27 protein-coding genes and 4 pseudogenes are annotated in these 22,890 nt (G+C 33.1%); 25 read left to right on the top strand and 6 right to left on the bottom strand.

Features of this window, described 5'->3' with window-relative positions; all coding sequences use genetic code 11:
• Positions 1-41 precede the first annotated feature (41 nt).
• From pgk to DZ68_RS11190, 20 genes and pseudogenes are all read left to right on the top strand, one after another.
• Entirely contained in the window at positions 42-1,238 is a 1,197-nt protein-coding gene (gene pgk, locus DZ68_RS0102800) for a phosphoglycerate kinase (RefSeq protein WP_024790688.1), read from the top strand.
• On the top strand, positions 1,235-1,921 hold the full coding sequence (locus DZ68_RS0102795; RefSeq protein ID WP_024787147.1) for a triose-phosphate isomerase: 687 nt from the start codon (positions 1,235-1,237) through the stop codon (positions 1,919-1,921). The genes pgk and DZ68_RS0102795 overlap by 4 nt, the downstream gene beginning before the upstream one ends.
• The gene (fabI, locus tag DZ68_RS0102790) at positions 1,918-2,700 is read left to right on the top strand and encodes an enoyl-ACP reductase FabI (RefSeq protein WP_024787146.1); all 783 of its coding nucleotides are present in this window, start codon (positions 1,918-1,920) and stop codon (positions 2,698-2,700) included. Before DZ68_RS0102795 ends, fabI begins: the two co-directional genes overlap by 4 nt.
• Before the next feature lie 169 nt (positions 2,701-2,869).
• Entirely contained in the window at positions 2,870-4,090 is a 1,221-nt protein-coding gene (locus DZ68_RS0102785) for a major outer membrane protein (protein WP_024787145.1), read from the top strand.
• Positions 4,091-4,162: 72 nt separating this feature from the next.
• Positions 4,163-4,390, top strand: coding sequence for a hypothetical protein (locus DZ68_RS0102780; RefSeq protein WP_024787144.1), 228 nt, complete (start codon positions 4,163-4,165; stop codon positions 4,388-4,390).
• A gap of 203 nt (positions 4,391-4,593) precedes the next feature.
• A complete protein-coding gene (locus DZ68_RS0102770; protein ID WP_024789362.1) occupies positions 4,594-4,878 on the top strand; it encodes a nucleotidyltransferase domain-containing protein in 285 nt (94 codons plus the stop codon).
• Complete coding sequence (locus DZ68_RS0102765) at positions 4,875-5,309, top strand: hypothetical protein (RefSeq protein ID WP_024787142.1); 435 nt, start codon at positions 4,875-4,877, stop codon at positions 5,307-5,309. Before DZ68_RS0102770 ends, DZ68_RS0102765 begins: the two co-directional genes overlap by 4 nt.
• Positions 5,310-5,537: 228 nt before the next feature.
• Positions 5,538-5,729, top strand: a complete 192-nt coding sequence (locus DZ68_RS11210; RefSeq protein ID WP_024790687.1) for a TrmH family RNA methyltransferase — start codon at positions 5,538-5,540, stop codon at positions 5,727-5,729.
• Positions 5,730-5,739: 10 nt separating this feature from the next.
• Positions 5,740-5,958 (top strand): annotated as a pseudogene (locus DZ68_RS11205) (TrmH family RNA methyltransferase); the annotation flags it as partial.
• Positions 5,959-6,488: 530 nt separating this feature from the next.
• The gene (locus DZ68_RS0102740) at positions 6,489-6,674 is read left to right on the top strand and encodes a hypothetical protein (RefSeq protein WP_024787139.1); all 186 of its coding nucleotides are present in this window, start codon (positions 6,489-6,491) and stop codon (positions 6,672-6,674) included.
• Entirely contained in the window at positions 6,671-7,114 is a 444-nt protein-coding gene (locus tag DZ68_RS0102735; RefSeq protein WP_024787138.1) for a hypothetical protein, read from the top strand. Before DZ68_RS0102740 ends, DZ68_RS0102735 begins: the two co-directional genes overlap by 4 nt.
• A 274-nt stretch (positions 7,115-7,388) precedes the next feature.
• Entirely contained in the window at positions 7,389-8,558 is a 1,170-nt protein-coding gene (locus tag DZ68_RS09920) for an LL-diaminopimelate aminotransferase (RefSeq protein ID WP_035907035.1), read from the top strand.
• Positions 8,559-8,637: 79 nt separating this feature from the next.
• Positions 8,638-9,753, top strand: coding sequence for a homoserine dehydrogenase (locus DZ68_RS09915; protein WP_328286461.1), 1,116 nt, complete (start codon positions 8,638-8,640; stop codon positions 9,751-9,753).
• A gap of 162 nt (positions 9,754-9,915) precedes the next feature.
• On the top strand, positions 9,916-10,368 hold the full coding sequence (locus tag DZ68_RS09910) for a Crp/Fnr family transcriptional regulator (RefSeq protein ID WP_236619700.1): 453 nt from the start codon (positions 9,916-9,918) through the stop codon (positions 10,366-10,368).
• Positions 10,343-11,206 (top strand): PHP domain-containing protein, encoded by an 864-nt coding sequence (locus DZ68_RS10840; protein WP_024790685.1) that lies wholly within the window; start codon positions 10,343-10,345, stop codon positions 11,204-11,206. Before DZ68_RS09910 ends, DZ68_RS10840 begins: the two co-directional genes overlap by 26 nt.
• A gap of 145 nt (positions 11,207-11,351) precedes the next feature.
• A pseudogene (locus DZ68_RS10835) lies at positions 11,352-12,049 on the top strand (hypothetical protein).
• Between the two features lie 2 nt (positions 12,050-12,051).
• Positions 12,052-12,297, top strand: a complete 246-nt coding sequence (locus DZ68_RS11200) for a hypothetical protein (RefSeq protein WP_024790682.1) — start codon at positions 12,052-12,054, stop codon at positions 12,295-12,297.
• Positions 12,298-12,325: 28 nt separating this feature from the next.
• Positions 12,326-12,538, top strand: coding sequence for a hypothetical protein (locus tag DZ68_RS11195; RefSeq protein WP_201768531.1), 213 nt, complete (start codon positions 12,326-12,328; stop codon positions 12,536-12,538).
• Complete coding sequence (locus DZ68_RS10815) at positions 12,454-13,542, top strand: hypothetical protein (RefSeq protein WP_024790681.1); 1,089 nt, start codon at positions 12,454-12,456, stop codon at positions 13,540-13,542. The genes DZ68_RS11195 and DZ68_RS10815 overlap by 85 nt, the downstream gene beginning before the upstream one ends.
• Positions 13,543-13,574: 32 nt before the next feature.
• The gene (locus tag DZ68_RS11190) at positions 13,575-13,697 is read left to right on the top strand and encodes a hypothetical protein (protein WP_255327376.1); all 123 of its coding nucleotides are present in this window, start codon (positions 13,575-13,577) and stop codon (positions 13,695-13,697) included.
• Here DZ68_RS11190 and DZ68_RS0102680 read toward each other — a convergent pair.
• Positions 13,694-14,122, bottom strand: a complete 429-nt coding sequence (locus DZ68_RS0102680) for a hypothetical protein (protein ID WP_024787135.1) — start codon at positions 14,120-14,122, stop codon at positions 13,694-13,696. The two genes, DZ68_RS11190 and DZ68_RS0102680, sit on opposite strands and share 4 nt — an antisense overlap.
• Before the next feature lie 92 nt (positions 14,123-14,214).
• Between DZ68_RS0102680 and DZ68_RS0102675 the strand changes: the two genes are divergently transcribed.
• The 5 genes and pseudogenes from DZ68_RS0102675 (at position 14,215) to DZ68_RS10415 (ending at position 17,748) form a co-directional block, all read left to right on the top strand.
• Positions 14,215-14,469 (top strand): RNA-binding protein, encoded by a 255-nt coding sequence (locus tag DZ68_RS0102675; protein ID WP_024787134.1) that lies wholly within the window; start codon positions 14,215-14,217, stop codon positions 14,467-14,469.
• A gap of 356 nt (positions 14,470-14,825) precedes the next feature.
• Entirely contained in the window at positions 14,826-15,062 is a 237-nt protein-coding gene (acpP, locus tag DZ68_RS0102670) for an acyl carrier protein (protein WP_024787133.1), read from the top strand.
• A gap of 97 nt (positions 15,063-15,159) precedes the next feature.
• Positions 15,160-16,355, top strand: a pseudogene (locus DZ68_RS09900) (beta-ketoacyl-ACP synthase II).
• 17 nt (positions 16,356-16,372) lie between these two features.
• Complete coding sequence (gene accA / locus DZ68_RS0102660) at positions 16,373-17,275, top strand: acetyl-CoA carboxylase carboxyl transferase subunit alpha (RefSeq protein WP_024790680.1); 903 nt, start codon at positions 16,373-16,375, stop codon at positions 17,273-17,275.
• Positions 17,276-17,502: 227 nt separating this feature from the next.
• Positions 17,503-17,748 (top strand): hypothetical protein, encoded by a 246-nt coding sequence (locus DZ68_RS10415; protein ID WP_051428167.1) that lies wholly within the window; start codon positions 17,503-17,505, stop codon positions 17,746-17,748.
• A 93-nt stretch (positions 17,749-17,841) separates the two neighbouring features.
• Here the strand turns inward: DZ68_RS10415 and DZ68_RS0102650 are convergent, their stop codons facing one another.
• The 5 genes and pseudogenes from DZ68_RS0102650 to DZ68_RS0102630 all read right to left on the bottom strand — a co-directional run bounded on the left by DZ68_RS0102650 (position 17,842) and on the right by DZ68_RS0102630 (position 22,890).
• On the bottom strand, positions 17,842-18,408 hold the full coding sequence (locus DZ68_RS0102650; protein ID WP_024790679.1) for a NifB/NifX family molybdenum-iron cluster-binding protein: 567 nt from the start codon (positions 18,406-18,408) through the stop codon (positions 17,842-17,844).
• A gap of 10 nt (positions 18,409-18,418) precedes the next feature.
• Positions 18,419-18,682, bottom strand: coding sequence for a DUF134 domain-containing protein (locus tag DZ68_RS0102645; RefSeq protein ID WP_051428163.1), 264 nt, complete (start codon positions 18,680-18,682; stop codon positions 18,419-18,421).
• A gap of 76 nt (positions 18,683-18,758) precedes the next feature.
• A pseudogene (gene uvrA / locus DZ68_RS11320) lies at positions 18,759-21,532 on the bottom strand (excinuclease ABC subunit UvrA).
• Between the two features lie 162 nt (positions 21,533-21,694).
• Positions 21,695-22,150: a hypothetical protein gene (locus DZ68_RS0102635; protein WP_024787128.1), complete on the bottom strand. Its 456-nt coding sequence runs from the start codon at positions 22,148-22,150 to the stop codon at positions 21,695-21,697.
• Positions 22,151-22,158: 8 nt separating this feature from the next.
• Positions 22,159-22,890, bottom strand: a complete 732-nt coding sequence (locus DZ68_RS0102630; RefSeq protein ID WP_024787127.1) for a sulfite exporter TauE/SafE family protein — start codon at positions 22,888-22,890, stop codon at positions 22,159-22,161.

Genomic DNA, 22,890 nt, shown 5'->3' with positions numbered 1-22,890 from the left:
TTAAATTAAATGTATGTTAAAATTTTATAAAAAGGAGTGAGATGAAATTAAATTCACCGAAAGATTTAAATCTAAAAGAAGGAAACAGTGTTTTTTTAAGATGTGATTTTAATGTACCGTTGGATGAATTCGGCAATATAACGGATGACAGAAGAATAAGAATGGCGCTTCCGACTATCAGATATTTAATTGACCACGGGTGTAAAATAGTAATAGGCTCCCATCTTGGAAGGCCAAAAGGCGAATTTAATGAAAAATATTCCCTGAAACCTGTTGCAAAAAGACTTTCTAAGCTTCTGGATAAAGAAGTTATTATGGCTAATGATGTTGTTGGACCTGATGCAAAAAGTAAGGCCTCTAATTTAAATATCGGAGAAGTTTTACTGCTTGAGAATTTGAGATTTGATCCGAGAGAAACCAAAAACGATGAGGGATTTGCAAAAGAACTTTTCAAATACGGCGAATTTTACATAAACGATGCATTCGGAGTCAGCCACAGGGCGCATGCAAGTGTCGAGGCAATTACAAGGTTTTATGACAATTTACACAGAGCGGCGGGATTTTTACTTTTAAAAGAAATCAATTTCTTTTATAAACTGCTTAAAAAGCCTGTAAGGCCGTTTGTAGCGGTTGTAGGGGGAAGTAAAGTAAGCGGAAAACTTCAGGCACTTATTAATCTGCTTGAAAAAGTGGATAAAATGATAATAGGCGGGGGAATGGCCTTTACATTTTTAAAGGCGCTCGGATATGATATAGGAAAAAGTTTGGTGGAAGAGGATTTGATAGATGAAGCTTTAAAAATTATGTCTGAAGCCAAAAAACTCGGGGTTAAATTTTATCTGCCGGTTGATATAGTGGTAGCCGATAAATTTGCTGAAGATGCAATGGTTAAATATGTCCCATCCCAGGAAATTCCGGACGGTTGGATGGGGCTTGATATAGGACCTGCAAGTGTTAGGCTTTTTGGAGAGGTACTTTGGGATGCCCAGACAATTTTGTGGAACGGACCTATGGGTGTATATGAGATGGATAAATTTGCAAGGGGAACGTTTAAAATTTCCCATGAAATTGCAAGAAGTCACGGAATTAAAGTGGTGGGCGGCGGAGATACCGCAGATGCGGTTGCCAGAGCCGGAGATGATGAAGAAATGACATTTATTTCTACCGGTGGAGGAGCGAGTCTGGAACTTCTTGAAGGCAAAAAACTTCCTGCAATTGCAGCATTGGAGATAAAATGATAGTAGCAGCAAATTTTAAAACAAATAAAACAAGAAAAGAGACAAAAAGATATTTAAAAGAACTTGGAAAAATAAAATTTAACGGGGTAAAAGTTGCCGTTTTTCCTCCTCAGAGTGCTTTATTTGAAGACAAAGTCGTTGGTGCCCAAAATGCATATCCTACAGTAAGCGGTGCATATACCGGGGAAATCGGTTTAGAGCAGCTTAATGAATTTAATATAAAAAGAATCCTTATAGGCCACAGCGAGAGAAGGCATATTTTAGGTGAAAGCCAGGAATTTATAGCAAAAAAATTTGATTTTTTTAAAAATCATAATTTTGAAATATTTTACTGTATTGGCGAACCGCTTGAAATTAGAAAAAAAGGAATAGAAGCAGTTGTAGAATACTTAAAAGAGCAGCTTATAGGAATAGATTTAGAATATGAAAAATTAATAGTTGCATATGAGCCTGTTTGGGCGATAGGCACAGGGGTCAGTGCAAAACTAGAACAAATCCAAGAAACTCATAAAGAAATCAGAAAATTTACCAAAAGGCCGATTCTATACGGCGGAAGTGTGAAATTAAGTAACATTGAAGATATTTTAAAAATCGAAAATGTGGACGGGGTTTTGGTCGGAAGTGCAAGTCTGGATGTTGAAGTGTTTAAACAGATGATACAAAAAACAAAGGAGAGTAAATGAGTCTAATGCAGGGAAAAAAAGGTTTAGTTGTAGGTGTGGCAAACAACCGCTCGATTGCATACGGGATTGCAAAAGCTTGTAAATCGCAAGGGGCTGAAATAATTCTTACTTACCAAAATGATAAATTAAAATCAAGGGTTGAAAAAGTTGCAAACGAACTTGATGTTAAAAATATTTATCCTCTTGATGTTACAAAAGAAGAAGAGTTAATTAGTTTAAAAGAAAATATTGAAAAAGATTACGGAAAAATTGATTTTTTGGTCCATTCTGTAGCTTTTGCCCCAAGGGAGGCTCTTGACGGAAAATTTATCGATACAAAAAAAGATGCTTTTAACATAGCAATGGAAATCAGTGTCTATTCATTAATAGAGCTTGTTCAAAAAATGGAGCCAATATTAAATGACGGGGCAAGTATTTTGACATTAACTTACCTTGGAAGCACAAGATATATTCCACATTATAATGTAATGGGTGTGGCAAAAGCTGCACTTGAGGCAAGCGTAAGATATTTAGCAGTGGATTTAGGGGAGAGAAAAATTAGAATAAACGCCTTAAGCGCAGGGCCTATTAAAACACTTGCGGCAAGCGGAATAGGAGATTTTAGCGAAATACTTAAATATAATGAAAAAAATTCTCCATTAATGAAAAATGTTACAATTGATGAAGTCGGAAATTCCGGAATGTATTTACTAAGTGAGCTTTCAAGCGGAGTAACGGGAGAAGTGCATTTTGTTGACAGCGGATATAATATAATGGGTATGCCAAGATATGGTGAGTAGTGAGTGGTGAGTGGTGAAAATGTTGGAAAAAGTTATGAGTGTTAGAAAATTTGTTAATAAAATGTTAACATATTTGAAAATTTTTCAAAAAAATACCAAAATTATTTGATTTTTTTTAAATTTGACGTTATAATTGTGAGACAAAAAAATTAATTAAAGGAGAGAGAAGATGCTAAAAAAATTATCTTTAGCGGCTTTAGTGGCAATGGGTTCAATGAGTGTTGCAAGTGCAACTCCTCTAACAGATGCAATCAAAGGTGTGAGTCTTAACGGATTTATGAGAATCAGATATTATTATCATCAAGATAAAACAAATACAGCTACAACTGATTACAACAGATGGAGAACAAATGCTAAATTAGTATTTGGTATTCCTGTTGCAGAAAATATGAAAATCGTTTGGAGGGTTCATGCACAAACAAATGTATTAGATAAAGCTTCTTCAAATGTTTCTACAGCTGGAACAACTGGATTGGGAGATAGCTTATTCTACTTAAACTATGCAAACAACGGATTAATTGCTAATGTGGGTGTTGTTCCTCTTGGTTCATTACCGTTTGCTTCAAGCGATCCATATACAACTGCTCACGGTGCAGGTGTAGTTGCAATGTATAATGCAGGAAATGGATTAACAGTAGCTGGTGGATGGGTTGATCATATCTTTAATGCTAATGGAACAGTTGATCAAGGTAATTTAAATCTTCCAATCAGTGCAGCAACAAATAATGGGGCAAAAGATGTTTATACAGCCGGTGCTATTTATGCAAACGATGCATTCGGAAGTGCTCAGGTTTGGGATTATCATATAACAGATGCTGTTAAAAACGCATTTATTGTGATGACAAACTTAAACTTCTTAAAAGATTATGGTGTTGGAATTAAAGCTGATTTTGCTACTTCAAAATTAGATGATAAATCATTAGGTTTAACAAATGTAAGTAATCATAATTATTTCAATATAGCATTAAATGCAAATGTTTCAGGAATTAATGGTGAGGTTGGATACGCTTCAACTAACGATAAAGCCGGAGTAATTGCTACAAGTGACTATGCTGTAATTGGACAAGTTCCAGCAGAATTAAGATATAATGTAGCAAACTTAACTGATGTAGATGTATGGTATGCAAAAGCTGGATATAATATAAATGAAAAAACAAATGTTTGGGCTTCATATGTAAGTATTAATCAAAGTAACGGTAAAAATGCCGGAACTATAAATGCAACCAAAAATGTTGACAGTAATGAATTTGATGTTGGCGGAGGATATAAATTCAATAAAAAATTCGGTGTTTCAGCATATTATGCTAATTTAAATTATAACGGTGATGGAAATAATTTAGGAAATCCTGACCAACAAGAAGTTAGAGCGCAATTTATTTACAGTTTCTAATTTCTTGCCCTTTTGGGCTTTTGTTTAATAAAAAAGTGACAGACATAATTTGTTAAAATTTAAAGGCTGATTTTGGCAAAAATTGATGAAATAAAAGAAGAAATAAATTTTTTAAAAGTATGGCTTAGTATATTAATTGTTACAGTATTAGGAATGGTTGGATGGGGTATTTCAAATATAGGAAAGGTAAGTAATATATTATTAATTTTAGATGTTGTTGGTATAATTATTTTGTCATTTATAATTGTGTTAATAAATTATGCTATAATTAAAAAAATTAAGAGTTTAAAGGATTTATAATATGGAATTGCTTTTTATTTTAGCATTGATAGTTTTTATAATTTCAATAGCATTTAGTGCTTTTAAAGCCACTAAAATATAATGAAATAATCAGCTAGATTTAAAATCTGTATAATTTCATAATATTTAGAAATAGTGACAGACACAAAAATAAATTGAAAATATGTTTCATTTATGATAAAATTCATTAAAAAAGAAGGTTAATGAGATTAAAAAAAGAAGAAATTAAAATTATTAAAAATATTATTAGATTATATGATAAAAAAGCTAAAATTTATATTTTTGGAAGCAGAATTGATGATAGAAAAAAAGGAGGAGATATTGATATTTTTGTACTTTCCGATAAAATAAATTTTAAAATAAAACAAAAAATAAAAATAAAATTTTTTTTATTATTTGGGGATAGAAAAATTGATTTAATTATAACTAACAATATAAATAAAAGTGCTTTTTACAGATTTATAACAAATAACGGAGTTGAAATTTGAAAGATGTTTTATGTGAAAATGTAAAGATGCTTCTAAAGTCAAAATATTGGCTTGAAAAGTCATTTGAAAAAGTTTCTAAAATTGATTTAAACGAAGAAGAATATGAACTTTTTGAAGCATTGGCAAACAGATTTGGAAGATGTGTTGATATTTTAATAAATAGAGTTTTAAGAAGTTTGGATTTAGTTGAATTGGAAGATATTAATAAAAAACTTGATATTGTAATTAGAGCGGAAAAAAGGGGTTTTGTTGATAATTATGAATTATTAATAGAGATGAAAAATTTAAGAAATGAACTTGTAAATGAGTATATTGAAGAAGAATTAGAAGAAATTTTTATTGAAATTTTAGAATATACTCCAAAATTATTTGATATTATTAATAAAACTTTAGACTATATAAAAAAAGAAGGTTATTGTGATAGTATATAGCAAAAGAGTAGTTGAATATATTATAAAAAAACATCCAGAAATAGTAAAAGAAATTTTAATAAGTAAAAAAAATCTAAAAATGAACTAAAATTTAAAAATTTTAGAATTAAATTTATAGACAATAAATTAGCACAAAAACTCTCCCATAATCAAAATCATCAAGGATACTTTGCAAAAATAGATTTTACTCCACAAGAATATGAAATAACAGGTGAAAAAATAGTTGTTTTGGATAATATTACAGATATGGGAAATATTGGAAATATAGTTAGAACTTCTTATGCTCTAGGTATAGATTTAGTTATAATAACTGGAATTAAAGAGCTTAAATGGCCAAATATTATTCGCGCAAGTGCTGGTGCAGCAATTGATATGAGGATAATTTCTTTTTTAATATACTGGAACTGCTTAATATTTTAAAACAAAAGATTATAAAATTATTGGTGCCGATATGAATGGAAAATGCAGGGTTGATACACCTGATAAAACAGCTTTGGTTTTGGGAAGCGAAGGAGAGGGCTTAAGCAAAAGGGTAAAAGAAAACTTAGATGATATAATTACAATTGAAATGAAAAGGGATTTTGATTCGCTCAACGTTGCAAGTGCCGCTGCAATATTAATAGATAGGATTAGCAATGAATGCAGATGAGTTTTTTGAAAATCATTCAATAGATGAAATAAATCAAAAATTTCACCTATTTCGCTCAGATTTATTAAAAACAGAGAATTTGATAAACTGCCAAGGGTAAAATTTATAGGATTTGTTAGACTTATCGAGTTGATTTGGGTGAACTGATTGAGGAGTATGAAAATTATTATAATGAAAATAAAAAAGATGATGTTGATACCAAAAAAGTTATTTATGGGTTTTAATAATAATTTTATTTGTATTAAGCGCTTTTTTATATTTCAGCTTTATAAAATCAAAAACAAATATTAAAACCGCCGAAATTAACAACAGTGAAAAAAACGAGGTTTTGGAAAATAACATTACAGAGAATAATGAAACATTCAAAACAGTGTGAGCGAAAAAACAATACAGAAAAATATTGAAAATAATGAATCAAATGTTTCTTTAAATACCGCCGAGATAAAAAAATTGCCAAAGAATACAATATTACAATTATTCCAAATGAAAAAGTATGGTTCAGGGCAATAAACATTGACAACAATAAAAGTGTGGAATTTCTTACAACCAATCCTAAAATATTAAAGGGAAATTATTATATTAAATTTGGGCATGGAAATTTAACTATTATTTATAATGATAAAAACATTACGCCGAATACAAAAAAAATTCTCAGGATTCTTTTAAAAAACGGAAAATTTGAATATTTGAAAAAACCAAACAGGTTTGAAAAATGAAAAAACTGATTTTTTTAATAGGAATTGTTTTATTTGCCAAAAATATGTATATAGTCAATTTAATAGGTGAGAGAGAATACAAAAATTATGAAAAACTTTTAAACAGTATTGACACTAATTTATCCCTGAAAGACACGGTAAAAAAACTTGAAAATCTGGGGCTTGTAAATCTTTTTTTTGATAAACCGAAAATTATAAACACTGAGTTTGATTTTCAAAACAGCAATCCTGTTCTGGAAGCTAAAATTTTATATAAAACACTGAATTTAATGGGTTATTATTATTTTTACCCTTCACATATTTCCTTAATAAACGGAAATTATACTCTAAATATAGAAATGAAAACAAATCATTATATCAATCCTCTGATTTTTATAAACACTCTAAAAAATTACGGATGCAAAGTGAAAAATATAATAAAAAACAAAAATATTATATAGACTGTGAAAATGCTTATCTGCCGGCTTTTCCTTTAACAGGCGAAGAAAAAAACTTATTAATGCAAAAGGAGAATACTGGGTAAACCCAAACGGATTTAAAAAATAGTTACTTCAAAATTTGACAATTGGTATCCTTATATTGTTTTTATATAATTTCATATAAAAAACATTTAAAAGTATGGCGGTAGATATACCGGAATATACAGCGTATATAAATAAAAGACAACTTTTCGAAAATTAATTTTAAAAGAGGTATCTTAATTAAAGGAATAAAATGAATCATTTTGAAAGAATAGAAAGACTTCCAAATTATATTTTTGCCGTAATAAACGAGCTTAAACTCCAAGCACGCAGGGCGGGGGAAGATATTATCGATTTTTCAATGGGAAATCCCGACGGTCCTACTCCAAAACCGATTGTTGATAAACTTGTTGAAGCGGCAAGAAAGCCTAAAAATCACAGATATTCAGTCAGTAAAGGTATTTATAAATTAAGAGAAGCCGTCTGTAATTGGTATGCAAGAAGATATAATGTGACCCTTAATCCCGAAACAGAAGCTGTTGTGACAATGGGCAGCAAAGAAGGTTATGTCCATTTGACCCAGGCCGTTACAAACGTGGGGGATGTGGCCATTGTGCCCGATCCAACTTACCCAATTCATTCATATGCCTTTATGCTTGCTGGGGCAAGTGTCAGAAAAGTAAAACTTACATACAATAAAGAGTATGAATTAAATGAAGACGATTTTTTTGCCCAGTTGAAACAGGCCATGATAGAATCAGTGCCTAAACCTAAATTTTTGGTTTTAAATTTTCCACATAATCCCACAACGGTAACTGTAAATAAAGATTTTTGGCAAAAGGCGGTTGATTTTGCAAAAAGTGAAGGACTTTATATTATAAGCGACATTGCATATGCGGATATTACGTTTGACGGATATAAAACGCCGTCTGTTTTCGAGGCCAATGGAGCCAAAGAAGTTGCGGTTGAGAGTTTTACCCTCTCAAAAAGTTACAATATGGCTGGATGGAGAGTGGGCTTTATGGTAGGAAATCCTGTGCTTATAGGCGCTCTTCAAAAATATAAATCATGGATTGATTATGGAATGTTTACACCTATTCAGGTGGCTGCAACAGTGGCACTCAGGGATTATACACATTTGGTCAAAGATGTGGTTGAAACATATGAAAAAAGAAGAGAAGTCCTGATTGAAAGTTTTGCAAATGCGGGATGGGAGATAGAAAAACCGAGAGCCACAATGTTTGTTTGGGCTAAAATTCCAGAAGTTGCAAGGCATTTAGGAAGTTTAGAGTTTTCCAAAAGGCTTTTAACGGAAGCCCATATTGCGCTTAGCCCTGGAATAGGATTTGGGGCTTACGGGGACGAGTATGTAAGAATTGCTTTAATTGAAAATGAAAAAAGAATTCGACAGGCCGCTATTTAAAGGAAAGCAATGGTTAAAATCGGGATAGTGGGTCTTGGAACTGTCGGAAGCAGTGTTGTTAAGGTTTTGACATAATAACATCAAGGGCGGGGAAAGAAATAATTCCCGTAAGGGGGGAGATGTTGATATTGAACTTACCGATGATTATAAAAAAGTTACAAGAGATAAAAATATTGATATAGTTGTGGAATTAATGGGGGGAGTAGAAGAAGCTTATGAAGTGGTTAGTGATGCCTTAAAACATAATAAGGCGGTTGTCAGCGCAAACAAGGCACTTCTCGCTTATCACAGATTCGAGCTTCAGAAATTGGCTAAAACACCGTTTGAATATGAAGCGAGTGTGGCGGGCGGAATTCCTATAATTAAAGCATTAAGAGACGGACTCAGTGCAAATCATATTGATGAAATTCAGGGTATTATAAACGGTACGTGCAATTATATTTTAACCGAAATGAAAAAAGGCAGGGATTATCATGAAGTTTTAAAAGAAGCCCAGAAGCTTGGCTATGCAGAAGCCGACCCCACTTTTGACGTCGGCGGTTTTGACACTGCCCATAAACTTTTAATCCTGGCAAGTATCGCCTATAATATTGATGCAAAACCGGAAGATATTTTAATTGAGGGAATAGAAAATATAAATTTAACAGATATTGAATTTGCCAGGGAATTTGATTATGAAATAAAACTTCTCGGAATTGCCAAAAAAATAGATAACGAAGTGGAACTCAGGGTTCATCCGACACTTATTCCAAAAAATAAAATGATTGCAAAGGTTGGGGGTGTTATGAACGCCGTCAGTGTAATAGGCGATGTTGTCGGAGAAAGCGTATATTACGGTCCCGGAGCCGGAGGAAATGCAACAGCGAGTGCCGTAATCAGTGATATAATAGAAATTGTCAGAGGCCAAAACAAACCTATGCTCGGATACAAAAGACCTCTTGAAATTGAAAAATTAACTTTAAAAACTCCTGATGAAATTGAAACAAAGTATTATTTAAGAATTGCAGTAAACGATGAAATTGGAGTACTTGAGAAAATTGCGCATATTCTGGCAAAAAACGATATTTCGGTTGAAAGTTTTCTCCTTTTTGCAACCCATAAGTCTCTTGAAAAAAATATAAAAAAAGCAGTGGTCGAAATAGAAAAAGAAGAATTTGTATTAAAACCGATTAATTATATCAGAATAGAAGAATGATAAATAAACTGAGAAAAATCTTTCTTTTTTTAACGTAAAAGACGAACTTTTAAAAGAAATTGCCTCTTTTTGCTTAATAAAAAAGTATACTAAAAATGAAATAATATTTTTTGAAGGGGAAAAATGAAATAAGTTTTTTGGAAAATAAAAGGTCATATTTTAATGTATGATTCAAATGAAAAAGGGGATGTTATACCTAAAAGCCAGTTTGGCTGCGGAGATGTTTTCGGGCTTATTTCTCAGATACAAAACAGGCCTTATTGTCTTAGCGCAGTAGCTCAAAGCGAAAGTGATTTGATAGAAATAGATTTTTCAAATTTTTCCAACTATATTTCAAAACCCCCCTTCAGCGACAGAATCATAAAAATGCTCAGTAATCAGATTTTACAGGAAGTGGAATTTAATAAACTTCAAAAATATGATGCAACAAAAAGGGTTATTTTGAAAAAATATATGCTGGCAAAAGAACTCGGCATGAGCCCGGAGACTCTCAGCAGAATTTTAAGCAGGCTCAAAAATGACGGAATTATATGTTATTGTGAAAAATCAATAAAAGTAACGGATAAAGAAAACTTAAGGGATATTATAAATGGTAGCGTTTCATATACACAGTGATTATTCGCTTTTACATTCAACCATTAAAATAAAAGAGCTTGTTAAAAAAGCAAAAGAGTATGGATACAAAACGCTTGGAATAACAGAACTTGACAATATGTTCAGCGCAATTGAATTTTATGAAGAATGCAAAAAATTTGAAATAAAACCGATTATAGGAAGCGAAGTAATTATAAAAAGAGATGATGTTTTTTCAAGAATGATTCTGCTTAAAACCGGCTATGATAATTTAATGTATTTAAGCTCAATTGCCTATTTGTATTATTATAAAAAAGTTCCTTTTATCCCTTTTGAAGAACTAATTAAAAATCAGCAGGGTCTTATTACAGTTTTTCCGATGATGGAGAGTGAAATAGGTTTTCATCTGAATCTGTTTGATGAAGATAATGTTTTAAAAGGTGCCGGCGGATTGGAAAAGGCAAAGGAAATTATAAAAATTTATAAAAACAGTTTAAATGAAATCTTTTTGGAAATAAGGCGTGATTCTTTTAAAGAAAGACTTGTTGAAAATGATTTTTTAACCATTTCAAATGAATTTGATATACCTATTCTTGCAAGCAGTAATATTTTTTATCTTCAAAAAGGGGATTATATCTATAAAGACGCACTTGAATGCATAGAAAACAATAAACTCTTTGACGATTTGCACAGAAAATTCGAAGTAAGAGAAAATTATTTTCCTTCCCCTGAAGAATTTGAAAAAAATTTGCCGATTTACCGGAGGCTATTGAAAATACGGACAGACTGTCCGAGGGTATTAATCTGGAAATTCCTCTTGGGAATCCTACACCCCCTACATTTAAATTTACAAAAGAATATGCTTCCAAAGAAGGGTTAAATTTTGAAAAAGATGTGGAATATTTTGAATATAAATGCCGTGAAGGTTTAAAAGAAAGATTGAAACAGATTCCAAAAGAGCTGCATAAAAATATGAAGATAGGCTCGAATATGAAATTGACAAAAAAGTGAAATTTCCCGGTTATATGCTGATTGTCTGGGATTTTGTAAGAGAGGCTAAAAGAAGAAAAATTCCTGTGGGCCCCGGAAGGGGAAGTGCAGCCGGAAGCCTGGTCGCATATTCGCTAAAAATAACAAATTTAGACCCCATCAGGTATCAGCTTTTGTTTGAGAGGTTTTTAAATCCCCAGAGGGTTTCAATGCCGGATATCGATATGGATTTTTGTCAGGAAAGAAGAGGGGAGATTATCGAATATGTAAGGGAAAAATACGGCAAGGTAAATGTGGCCCAGGTGGTAACTTTCGGTTCACTTCTTGCAAAAGGAGTGCTCCGTGATGTTGCAAGAATTTTCGGAATAAAATATGACGAAGCGGATAAATTTGTAAAACTGATTCCGGACCAGCTCGGTATCACGCTTGACAAATCCCTTGATATTGAACCTAAAATAAAAGATATTATTACAGAAGAGCCGTTATATAACAGATTATATTCTTTCGGAAGAAAGCTTGAAGGTTTAAAAGAAATACGGGTATGCATGCCGCCGGAGTGGTAATCAGCGATGAAGAGCTTTGGAAAAAATCCCCTTTATACAGGCCCTCAGAAAATGATGATACGATTGTAACGCAGTATTCACTGAATTATCTTGAGCCTGTGGATTTGATTAAATTCGACTTTTTAGGATTAAAAACGTTAACGGTAATAGACAGGGCTATTAAAATATAAAAATGAACAAAAACACAGATGTGGATATAGATAATTTAAATCTGGAAGATGAAAATATATTTAAATTAATCCAATCGGGTAAAACTCTGGGTCTGTTTCAGATAGAATCGGACGGTATGAGGGATTTGGCAAAAAGATTAAAACCTACTACATTCGAAGATATTATAGCTATGCTTGCCCTTTACCGCCCCGGACCAATGGAGAGCGGAATGCTTGATGATTATATAGAAAGAAAACACGGAAAATGATGAATTCGAAACAGCCCTAAAGCCTATTTTGGAACCTACATACGGTGTTATTGTTTATCAGGAACAGGTTATGCAGATAGTTCAGGCAATAGGCGGATTCAGTTTGGGGGAAGCGGATATCATAAGAAGGGCGATGGGAAAGAAAAAGCGGATGTTATGGCCAAATATTCGGAAGAATTTGCAACCCGTGCAGCCCAGAGGGGTTTTTCTTATGAAAATGCCAAAAATCTGTTTAATTTAATAGAAAAATTTGCAGGTTACGGATTTAACAAATCACATTCGGCCGCTTACGCATATATTACATATCAGACTTCTTTTTTAAAAGCATATTATCCCGCAGAATTTTTTGCGGCACTTTTAACCTATGAAGCGGATAATACCGATAAAATTGCTAAATATATAGAAGAAGCCAAATCACTCAATATAGAGATTCTACCTCCTAATGTAAATAAATCAAATGCCGAGTTTACCCCTACAGGTGAAAAAGTTTTATTTGGGCTCAGTGCGATAAAAGGGGTCGGCAGCAAAGCTATTGAAAGTATTACTCAAAACAGGCCGTTTAGCGATTTAAATGACTTTATTTTAAAAATCGATACAGGCAAAGTAAATAAAAAAGTGCTTGAACAGCTTGTGAAATCAGGGGCAATGGATGATTTCGGTTATTCAAGAAAAGCCCTTTTAAATGCAATTGAAGATATGTTGGAATATAAAAAAAGGGTGCAGGAGAGAAAAAATGCCATGCATCATGCAAATTCATTATTTGCTGATATGGAAGATGAGGAAATTGAAGAAAAATTGGAAATCCCAAAATTAGCCGAATTTGATATTAAAACACTTCTTGAAGGCGAATATGAAACACTTGGGTTTTATGTATCGGCACATCCTCTTGACCCTTTTAAAAAAGAAATAGAAAAGCTTGATTATAACCTTTCAAGCGATATAGAGGAAATTATAGGAAAAGAAGCGCTTTTTGTAGGTAAAATTGATACTATGAAAGTTAGAATTTCAAAAAGAGGCAATAAATTTGCAATTGCAACTTTAATGGATTTTCACGGTAAAATAGATATTATGATATTTGAAAGGGATTTAGAACATCTTGAAAAATTAAATCTTGATGAACCTTTGGCAATCAAGGCACATGTGGATAAGGTTGCCGATTATTTAAGAATTACCTGTAAAAAAATTCTTCCATTAAAAGAAGCGGAAAATGAAAAAGGTGCAAAAAAGAACAGATATGTGTTATAGAAAAGGAAATTGGTAAAAATTATGAGGAAGATTTGATAAAAATTTATAATGAAATTATAAAAAATCCAGGAGAAAAAAGAGCTGTTTTACTTTTAAAAACTCCTTTTGGATTCAGTTTAAAAGTAAATACAAATCTAAGAACCTCAATTAATTAAATCAATTCTTTTATCTTTTCTTTAAAATTACACAAAAACATTGGAAATTCACTATCAACTTTACTTAAATCCACATATTCCCTAAAAAAAGTATCTATATCTATTCCTTTTTGCATTCCAAGAGAAAAACCTTTAAACATCTCTTTAAGTTTTGGAGAATCAATAAGTTCGATTAAATTTTCGCAGTAGCTTATCCCTTCCTCATACATTTTTTCTTTATAATATCCTACAATATTATCAAACAGTGTAACTAAAACAAATAATTCTTCTTCGTTGGAAACATCGAACTTTTCATTGTTTGCCATTTTTTGCTGATAATATAAAAAGCTTTCGTTAAAAGCTTTTTCAAATTCTTCCCGGGCTTTTTGGATATCGTTTTTGCTTAAGGCGTTTCTGAATTCAATATAATGTGTTTTTACTGACATATTTGTCCTTTTTTGAAATTTTAACATTTTATTTGCTTTTTTTTCAAACAGTGTTATAATGTCACTGCAAATTTAATTTTAGGAAAAGAAACATGAAAACACTTTACGTAGGAAACATTAACTATCAAGCAACTGAAGAAGATTTAAAACCTTTATTCGCAGAATATGGGGAAGTAGTTTCAGTTAAGATTATTAATGACAGAGAAACAGGTAGAAGCAAAGGATTTGGATTCGTTGAAATGGAAAGCGGAGCCGACACAGCTGTAGAAGAACTTGACGGCAAAGAATTCCAAGGCAGAAGACTTAGAGTAAACGAAGCTAGACCAAGAGCTCCAAGAGGAGAATAATTTCTTCTCTTTAATACCTTAAAGAAAAAGTGTCTGTCACTATATTGGTAGCATGTAAAATCTTTTTTGATTAAATTTTATTTGCTTAATATCTGTTTTTGATTTTCTGAAAAATTAACAATCATAATAATATTAAAATTGATAATTATTCTGACAATTTCGCAATGGGTGAATAGTGAGTCGTGAAAAGTTATTAGTAATTTATAATTAGTAACTGTTCAATAATTGTAAAATTATTTATGGGGATTGGCATAATTATTTCTCTATGTTATATTATTTTTATATTTATATTTTTCAAAAATTTGTAAAAGAATGTTAATTTTTGGTAAAATGTTAAAAAATTAAAAGGAGAAATAATGGCATTATTTGATGAAGTAAAAGAAGTAATAGTTGAGCAGTTAAATGTAAGCCCAGAAGAAGTTAAACCGGAAGCGAGATTCGTAGAAGATTTGGGTGCTGACAGCTTAGACGTAGTTGAAATGATTATGGCTTTGGAAGAAAAATTCGAAATTGAAATTCCGGACAGCGAAGCTGAAAAAATCCAGACTGTCCAAGACGTAGTTGATTATATAGAAAAAGCTAAAAACTCTTAATTTCCCCTCTCTTTTTGAGAGTGGTAAGTAATAAATAAATTTTTTATTTATTACCTACTACTTTAAAAGGATGTCTATGAGAATAGTTGTAACTGGTATAGGAATGATAAATTCGGTTGGTTTAAACAAAAATGAGAGTTTTGATAATATAATTTCCGGAAAAACAGGTGTTGGGAGAATTACGCATTTTGACCCTGACGGTTATGCTTCTCAGGTTGCAGGGGAAGTTAAAGGATTCGATCCTAAAACCATAATGAATCCGAAAGATGTAAAAAAAGCTGACAGGTTTATTCATTTTGGACTTGCCGCTGCCAAAGAGGCCATGGCCGACAGCGGGCTTGAAAGTTATAATGAGAATAGATTCGGTGTGAGTGCGGCAAGCGGAATAGGTGGACTTCCGGTGATTGAAAAAGCGAGTGTTATTGTAGAAACGAGGGGTCCAAGAAGGATTTCCCCGTTTTTATTCCAAGTGCACTTGTTAATATGCTTGGTGGATTTGTTTCCATTGAATATAAATTAAAAGGTCCAAATCTCGCAAATGTAACCGCTTGTGCGGCGGGAACCCATGCCATTACTCAGGCTGTTAAAACAATGAAAGCCGGAATGGCAGATAAAATGATGGTTGTTGCAGGCGAAGCCTGTATATGTCCTGTCGGGGTAGGCGGATTTTCAGCAATGAAAGCGCTTTCAACAAGAAATGATGAACCGGAAAAATCATCACGTCCGTTTGATGCACAAAGAGACGGTTTTGTAATGGGTGAAGGCGGAGCTTGTTTAATATTGGAAAAATATGAAGATGCAATTGAAAGAGGCGCTAAAATATATGCAGAAATTATGGGAATAGGGGAAAGTGCAGATGCAAATCATATCACCACTCCTGCCCCTGGGGGAGAAGGTGCATACAGAGCCATGAAAATGGCTTATGAAATGGCGGGAGAGCCAAAAGTAGATTATATCAATGCCCACGGAACTTCTACTAAATATAATGATTTATACGAAACAATGGCTATTAAAGCATTGTTTGGAGGAAAAGAAAAATGTCCTCCGGTTAGTTCAACAAAAGGCGCCACAGGCCATTGTTTAGGAGCTGCGGGAACAATAGAAGCTGTTATTACGCTTATGGCAATGGAAAAAAACATTTTACCTCCTACTGTTAATTATGAAGAACCGGATCCGGAATGTGATTTGGATTACGTACCTAACGTGGCAAGAGAAGGCGAAATTAATGTAGCTATGAGCAATTCTTTTGGATTTGGCGGAACAAACGGCGTTGTAATTTTTAAAAAGGTATAATTTGGCAAGTTTGGATTTTGGAAGAGATTAAATCTCAGATAGATATTTCAAAAATAAAAGGCGATATACATGCAGCCGAAACACTCGAGAAAGAACTTAAAAAAGAGATAGAAAACCTAACTCCATATCAAAAGCTTCAACTTGCCCGTCATCCTGACAGGCCGCATGCTGAGGATATAATAAATCTTATTATGAATGAAAAATACGAACTTCACGGAGACAGGGAATTTAGAGACGACCCGGCAATTGTATGTTATATAGGTAAAATCAGTGATGTTGAATGTGTGGTAATAGGAGAAGAAAAAGGTAGAAATACAAAAGAAAAAGTAACAAGAAATTTTGGTATGCCCCATCCCGAAGGATACAGAAAGGCTCTCAGGGTCGCAAAATTAGCTGAAAAATTTAATTTACCTATACTTTTTTTAATAGATACCCCAGGGGCATTTCCGGGTATAGGGGCAGAAGAAAGAGGACAAAGCGAAGCAATTGCAAAAAATTTATTTGAACTCAGCAGAATTAAAACACCTACCGTTTCTATTGTTATAGGGGAAGGCGGAAGCGGAGGCGCACTTGCTATAGGTGTGGCAGACAAATTTGCAATGCTTAAATATTCAGTTTTCAGTGTAATATCTCCTGAAGGATGTGCAGCAATTTTGTGGGGTGACGGAAGCAAAGCAGAAACAGCTACAAAAGCACTTAAAATTTCTGCTCAGGAACTTAAAAAATTAGGTCTTGTAGATGATATTATTGATGAACCTCTTGAGGGTGCCCACAGAGATTATAAAACTACCGCTGATAACATAAAGGAATATTTTCTCAAAAACATAAAAAATTTGAAAGAACTCTCAACTGACGAATTATTACAACAAAGATTTGAAAAATATTTAAACTACGGTTCTTTTGAAACATCTGCCAAATAACAACAAAAAACAAGGATTAAAAATGAGAAAATTAATTTTAAGTGTTTTAACTTTCGGTTGCCAATAATATTAATTTACAGATAAGCAATTCTACTGCTGCAATAGGCACAGAAAGCGGAATAATAGACAATAATATAAAAGCCAGGGCGCAGTTTATATATAACAATAATTCTAATAAACACAATTTTTTTTCGGCAGGTGTTAAAGCCGAAGGAAATTTAATAGGTATGGAATATCAAAATATCAAATTTTCTGTAATAATAGATGCAGTCCATACTAAAAGCAATACCGCAATACCTGTGGGAATAGGAATTTTTACGTATTTACCCAATGTTTCTTTGCCTGTATATGTAAAAGCAGAAGGTGAATACGCTCCAAAAATATTAAGTTTTGACGAAGCCGACAGATTTAGCAGAATAGATGCGCAAATCGGATATTTTCCAATAGATAATGCCCAAATTTTTTGGTTATAGAGATATAAGTTTTAATCAGAATTATAACAACTCTATTTATGGAGGAATAGGTTACAATTTTTAAGAAGATGGAATTAATCCTCCCATCTTCTTCTAAAACCGAATTCCGTAGCCACGGCCCAATTCTCTGCCTCTGCATCCGTAACCACGTCCAAATCCGGCCCCTCTTCCGTATCCGTATCCTCTTTGCTCATCTCTTTCATCAAATGCTCTGTTTCCAAAACCTCTTCCGTAACCGTATCCTCTGCCGTATCCGAAACCTCTTCCATATCCGAAACCTCTTCCATATCCTCTTTCAAATTCTCTCATATCTTCCTCCTTAATTTGATTTAATGCGTTTTCGATATTTTTTTCATCAGTTTCATAAGGAATAATTCCCTCTCGTTCAAGATTTACTCCCATACCTTCACCAAATTCATGTGATACCAGAACATTGACTCCGGCTTCTGCCAATAGTGGAGGTATGAGCCTGCCTGTACCAAGGCCTCTTTGATGTTCTTTTGTTCCTTTTAAATCAATATGTTCTTCTTGAATTGTTTTCATAACAGGGTTTTCAATATAAGTTCTTTCTCCTATTTTATCTACAATCAAGAAACCTTTACAAAGTCCAATATGACTTGCTATAGTTTCTTTATTGTTTGTTGGAAATGCTATTTTCATTTTTCACTCCTTAAAAGTTTTCTATTTCTATTGCTTTGCCTTCAAGTAAGGCAGAAGCTATTTTTTTTCTTGCATTGTTTAAAATTCTGCTGAATGTCGGTCTGGAAATTTCCATCTCTTTTGCCGCATCTTCTTGATACATTTCATTATAATCGGCAAGTCTGATGGCTTCAATTTCATCTCTGGATAAATTAATATATTCCAAATTATGTCCCGGCATTCCGCAGGGTTTAAAACAGTTATGATGAAATTTACCTCTTATTCTTCTTCTGATTTTTAGGCAATTTAAATCCTTTAGAACATATGTTCAATACAATTATAATACTTTTTTGAACATATGTCAAGAAAAATTATTTAGATTTGTTAATTCTTTTTAATTCTTTAGCTAAATATTTAGCCGTATAACTGACATCCTGATATTTTTCTATTATTTCTTTTATTGTTCCGGCTGCTATTACTTTTCCTCCTTTGCTTCCCCCCTCAGGTCCCATATCTATTATATAATCGGCGTTTTTTATAAAATCAAGATTATGCTCGATTACAATGACACTGTTTCCTAAATCTACCAAGTGTGATAAAACTTTCATTAAATTATCTATATCCGCAAAATGTAAACCGGTTGTGGGTTCATCCAGAATATAAAGGGTGTTTCCGGTATCTCTTCTGCTTAATTCTTTTGCCAGTTTTATTCTCTGGGCTTCTCCGCCGCTTAGTGTTGTGGCGTTTTGTCCAAGGGTTATATATCCAAGCCCCACATCTTTGAGAGTCTTTAGTTTTTGTTTGATTTTAGGAATTTTTTCAAAAAATTCATAAGCCTCATCCACACTCATTTCAAGTATATCCGCAATGGATTTCTCCCTGTATTTAATTTCAAGTGTCTGATCGTTGTATCTTTTGCCTTTGCATGCTTCACAGGTTACCATTATATCGGGTAAAAAATGCATTTCTATTTTTATCTGTCCCTCACCTTTACAAACTTCACATCTCCCTCCTTTTACATTGAAACTGAATCTGCCCGGAGTGTAACCGCGTAGCTTGGCTTCGGGAGTTAAGGAAAAAAGTGCCCTTATATCATCAAAAACACCCGTATAAGTTGCTGGATTGCTTCTTGGTGTTCTGCCTATCGGGCTTTGGTCAAGATATATGACTTTATCAAGCTGTTCGAGGCCTTTTATTTCCACTCCTTTTACTTTTTGTATCTTTTTTGCATGATTTAATATTTCTTTTGCCACAGGAAGAAGTGTCTGAAGTATAAGAGAACTTTTCCCGCTGCCGCTTACACCTGTAACACATACAAGGTTCCTTAAAGGAATTTTAGTGTTTAAATTTTTAATATTGTGTATATTGACATTTTTAATTTTTAGCCATTCATTTTGGGGGCGGTTTTTTTGATAATTTATATCTTTTTCATATCTTAAATACTGTGCTGTTAATGTATTGGTTTTTATAAGTTTGTCCGCATTTCCCGCAAAAATAACTTCTCCTCCGTTTTTGCCTGCATTTGGACCTATATCTACGATGAAATCCGCATTTAAAATTGTTTCCCTGTCATGCTCTACCACAATAACGGTGTTTCCCCTGTCTCTTAAATTTTTCAGTGTATTGATAAGTTTTAAAGTATCTCTTTCGTGAAGGCCGATGCTCGGTTCATCCAATACATACAGCACCCCGGTCAGTCCGCTTCCTATCTGGCTGGCGATTCTGATTCTCTGGCTTTCGCCACCGCTTATTGTTCTTGCATCCCTGCTCAGTGTTAAATATCCAAGCCCCACATCCACTAAAAAAAAGAGTCTTTCTTTTATCTCTTTTAAAATAGGTTCGGATATTTTTTATCTTTGTCGGATAAATATTCAAAATTTTTTTATTGCTGAAAAATTTATATGCTTCCTCTATCGGCATAGAAATAATCTCAGCAATTGTTTTTCCGGCTACTTTTACCGCCAGGCTTTCCGGTTTAAGTCTATATCCAAGGCATACCGGACAGGTGCTTTCGCTCATTATTTCGCTTATATCGTCTTTGTAGGTATCGAGCGCTATTTGTCTGAGTCCGGGCCATGGTTTGGAAATGGTGTGTTTTGCGTAAATAAATGTAATGTCATAAGCGGTGCCGTTTAAAATCAGTTTTTTTTGAAGCTCGTCAAGTTCGTAAAAACTTTTATTCATATCTATTCCCACTTCTTTGCAAAATGCTTTAAAAAACTCCTGGTAATATTTTTTATTAAAACCCCATATTAGAGGAATTGCACCTTTATTTAAAGGTCTATCTTTTATTACTTTTTCAATATCGAGTGAATAAACAAGCCCAAGTCCGTCGCATTTCGGGCATGCACCTTTGGGGGAATTGAAAGAAAAAGAAGTAGGCTCAAGCTCTTCAAAACTGACTTTACATTTAAAACATGCCTTATGTTCGCTGTAATGAATAAAATCTTTTTCCATTCCTAATTCTTTGGCGTTAAGTATTTCTATTTCGACTTCCCCGAAACTTTTATTCAGCGCTTTTTCAACAGCTTCGGCTATTCTTGCTTTGATTTCTTCTTTTATGATAACCCTGTCAATTACCGCTTTGATTGTATGTTTTAAGTTCAACTTCCTCATCAAGCCTGATGAGAACTCCGTCTATATAAGCCCTGATTATTCCATCATGCCTTAACTTTTCTTTAATTATTGGGGCATAAATTATAAGTTTTGCCCCTTTTGGCAGTTTTAAAATTTCGTTAATGATGTCCTGGGGAGTCATTTTAGTTATTTTTTTACCGCATATATGACAGTGCTGAATCCCTATTCTTGCATATAAAAGTCTCAGATAATCATAAATTTCCGTAACAGTTCCCACGGTTGAGCGCGGGTTTTTTGAGGTTGTCTTCTGGTCTATTGCAATAGCCGGGGTGAGCCCTTCTATTTTATCCACATCCGGTTTTCCGGCCTGTTCCAAAAACTGTCTTGCATAAGAGCTTAAACTCTCAATATATCTTCTTTGGCCCTCGGCATAGAGAGTGTCAAATGCAAGAGTTGATTTTCCGCTTCCGGAAAGACCTGTAAAAACAATGAGCTTGTTTTTAGGTATTTCTAAATTTATATTTTTTAAATTGTTTTCCCTGGCACCTATAACTTTTATTTTATCCATTAATCTCCTTTAAAATATGGTGAGTAGTGAATTGTGAGCCCGCCCGGCCGCTTGAAAAGCGGCAGGGTAGTGAGTAGTGAATTATGAATTATTAAAATTTATAAATTACTCATCTCATAACTCAAAACTCATAACTCATAATTCATAACTCATAATTTAAAATTATCCTATTTCAATGCTCCATACGGCAAATAAAAATACAAACATTTCAGTGGCATACAGTTTCCATTTCGGCTGTGTTTTATAAAGCTGGTCTTTTATTTCAATATATTCAGAATATGTAAGTGTAGAAAACATTCTTTTTATCACCGTGTCGAGATAATCATCCTTATCGTCTGTTTTGAGCGAAATAAATATATGCCTGTATATCATAAAAGTTTCCAATGTTGCAAGTATGATTAACGCAATGTCTATTTTGTGCAACAATGCCATTTCTATAATTATAATTTCAAATATATAAAAAATAATTATATATCCCAAAACAGGATTATGGTTTTTTAGATAATAAAGTGCAAAAAGTTTGTCGGATGCACTTTTTATTTTAAAGCTTTCCAAAATATAAATTCTAAAAACAATAAGTAAAAAAACTATAATTTCCGCTACTAATTTAATATCCATTAAAATCCTTAAAAATAAAGTTTGTATATCATAGAAACAAATACCCCTATATACCAGATTAAGAGTAATTTTTTATGATGTTTGGGATGAAGTTTGTGATATGATTTTATACCAAAAAAAGTACCGATTAAGCTTGCAATACCTATTGAAAATCCGACTTTATAATCAATATGGCCGGCAAGGGACTGTGAAATAAATCCCGAAACGGAAGAAAATACCACAAAAAAGAGACTAAGACTTACTGTTGTTTTTAATTTGTATTTTAAAAAACCTACAAGTATCGGGGTTATTAAAATAGCCCCTCCCACCCCTACGCTTATTGCTATCGTTCCAACAAATATTCCGATAAAAAAAAGTTTTTTATTGTCTATCGGAGGCTCGTGCTGAGGCTCTTCGACGGTTATAAAAAACCTGATTATCGCAATAAAAACAAGCGTCAAAAAAATTATACCCAAAATTTCTTTGGGCGTATATTTTACTATAATACCGCTGAGCATTGCCCCGAGTGCACCTCCTAATCCAAGGGAGATACCGTTTTTTATTTTAAGAAGGCCTTTTTTGTAATTAAGATAGCTTCCAAAAATAGAGCTCATCATCATCTGTATAACACTGATTCCTATTGCTTCTTTTAATTCAAATCCCAAAAATAAAAGAGCGGGCACCAAAATAGTCCCTCCACCAATTCCAAAAAATCCGCTTGCAAAGCCTGTAAATATTCCTATTAGGATAGCACTTATCAA

This window comes from Lebetimonas sp. JS085 (assembly GCF_000523295.1).
In the GTDB taxonomy this organism is placed as follows: domain Bacteria; phylum Campylobacterota; class Campylobacteria; order Campylobacterales; family Nautiliaceae; genus Lebetimonas.
The sequence above is the reverse complement of the archived record's forward strand: the minus strand, read 5'-3'. Positions and strand labels throughout refer to the sequence as shown.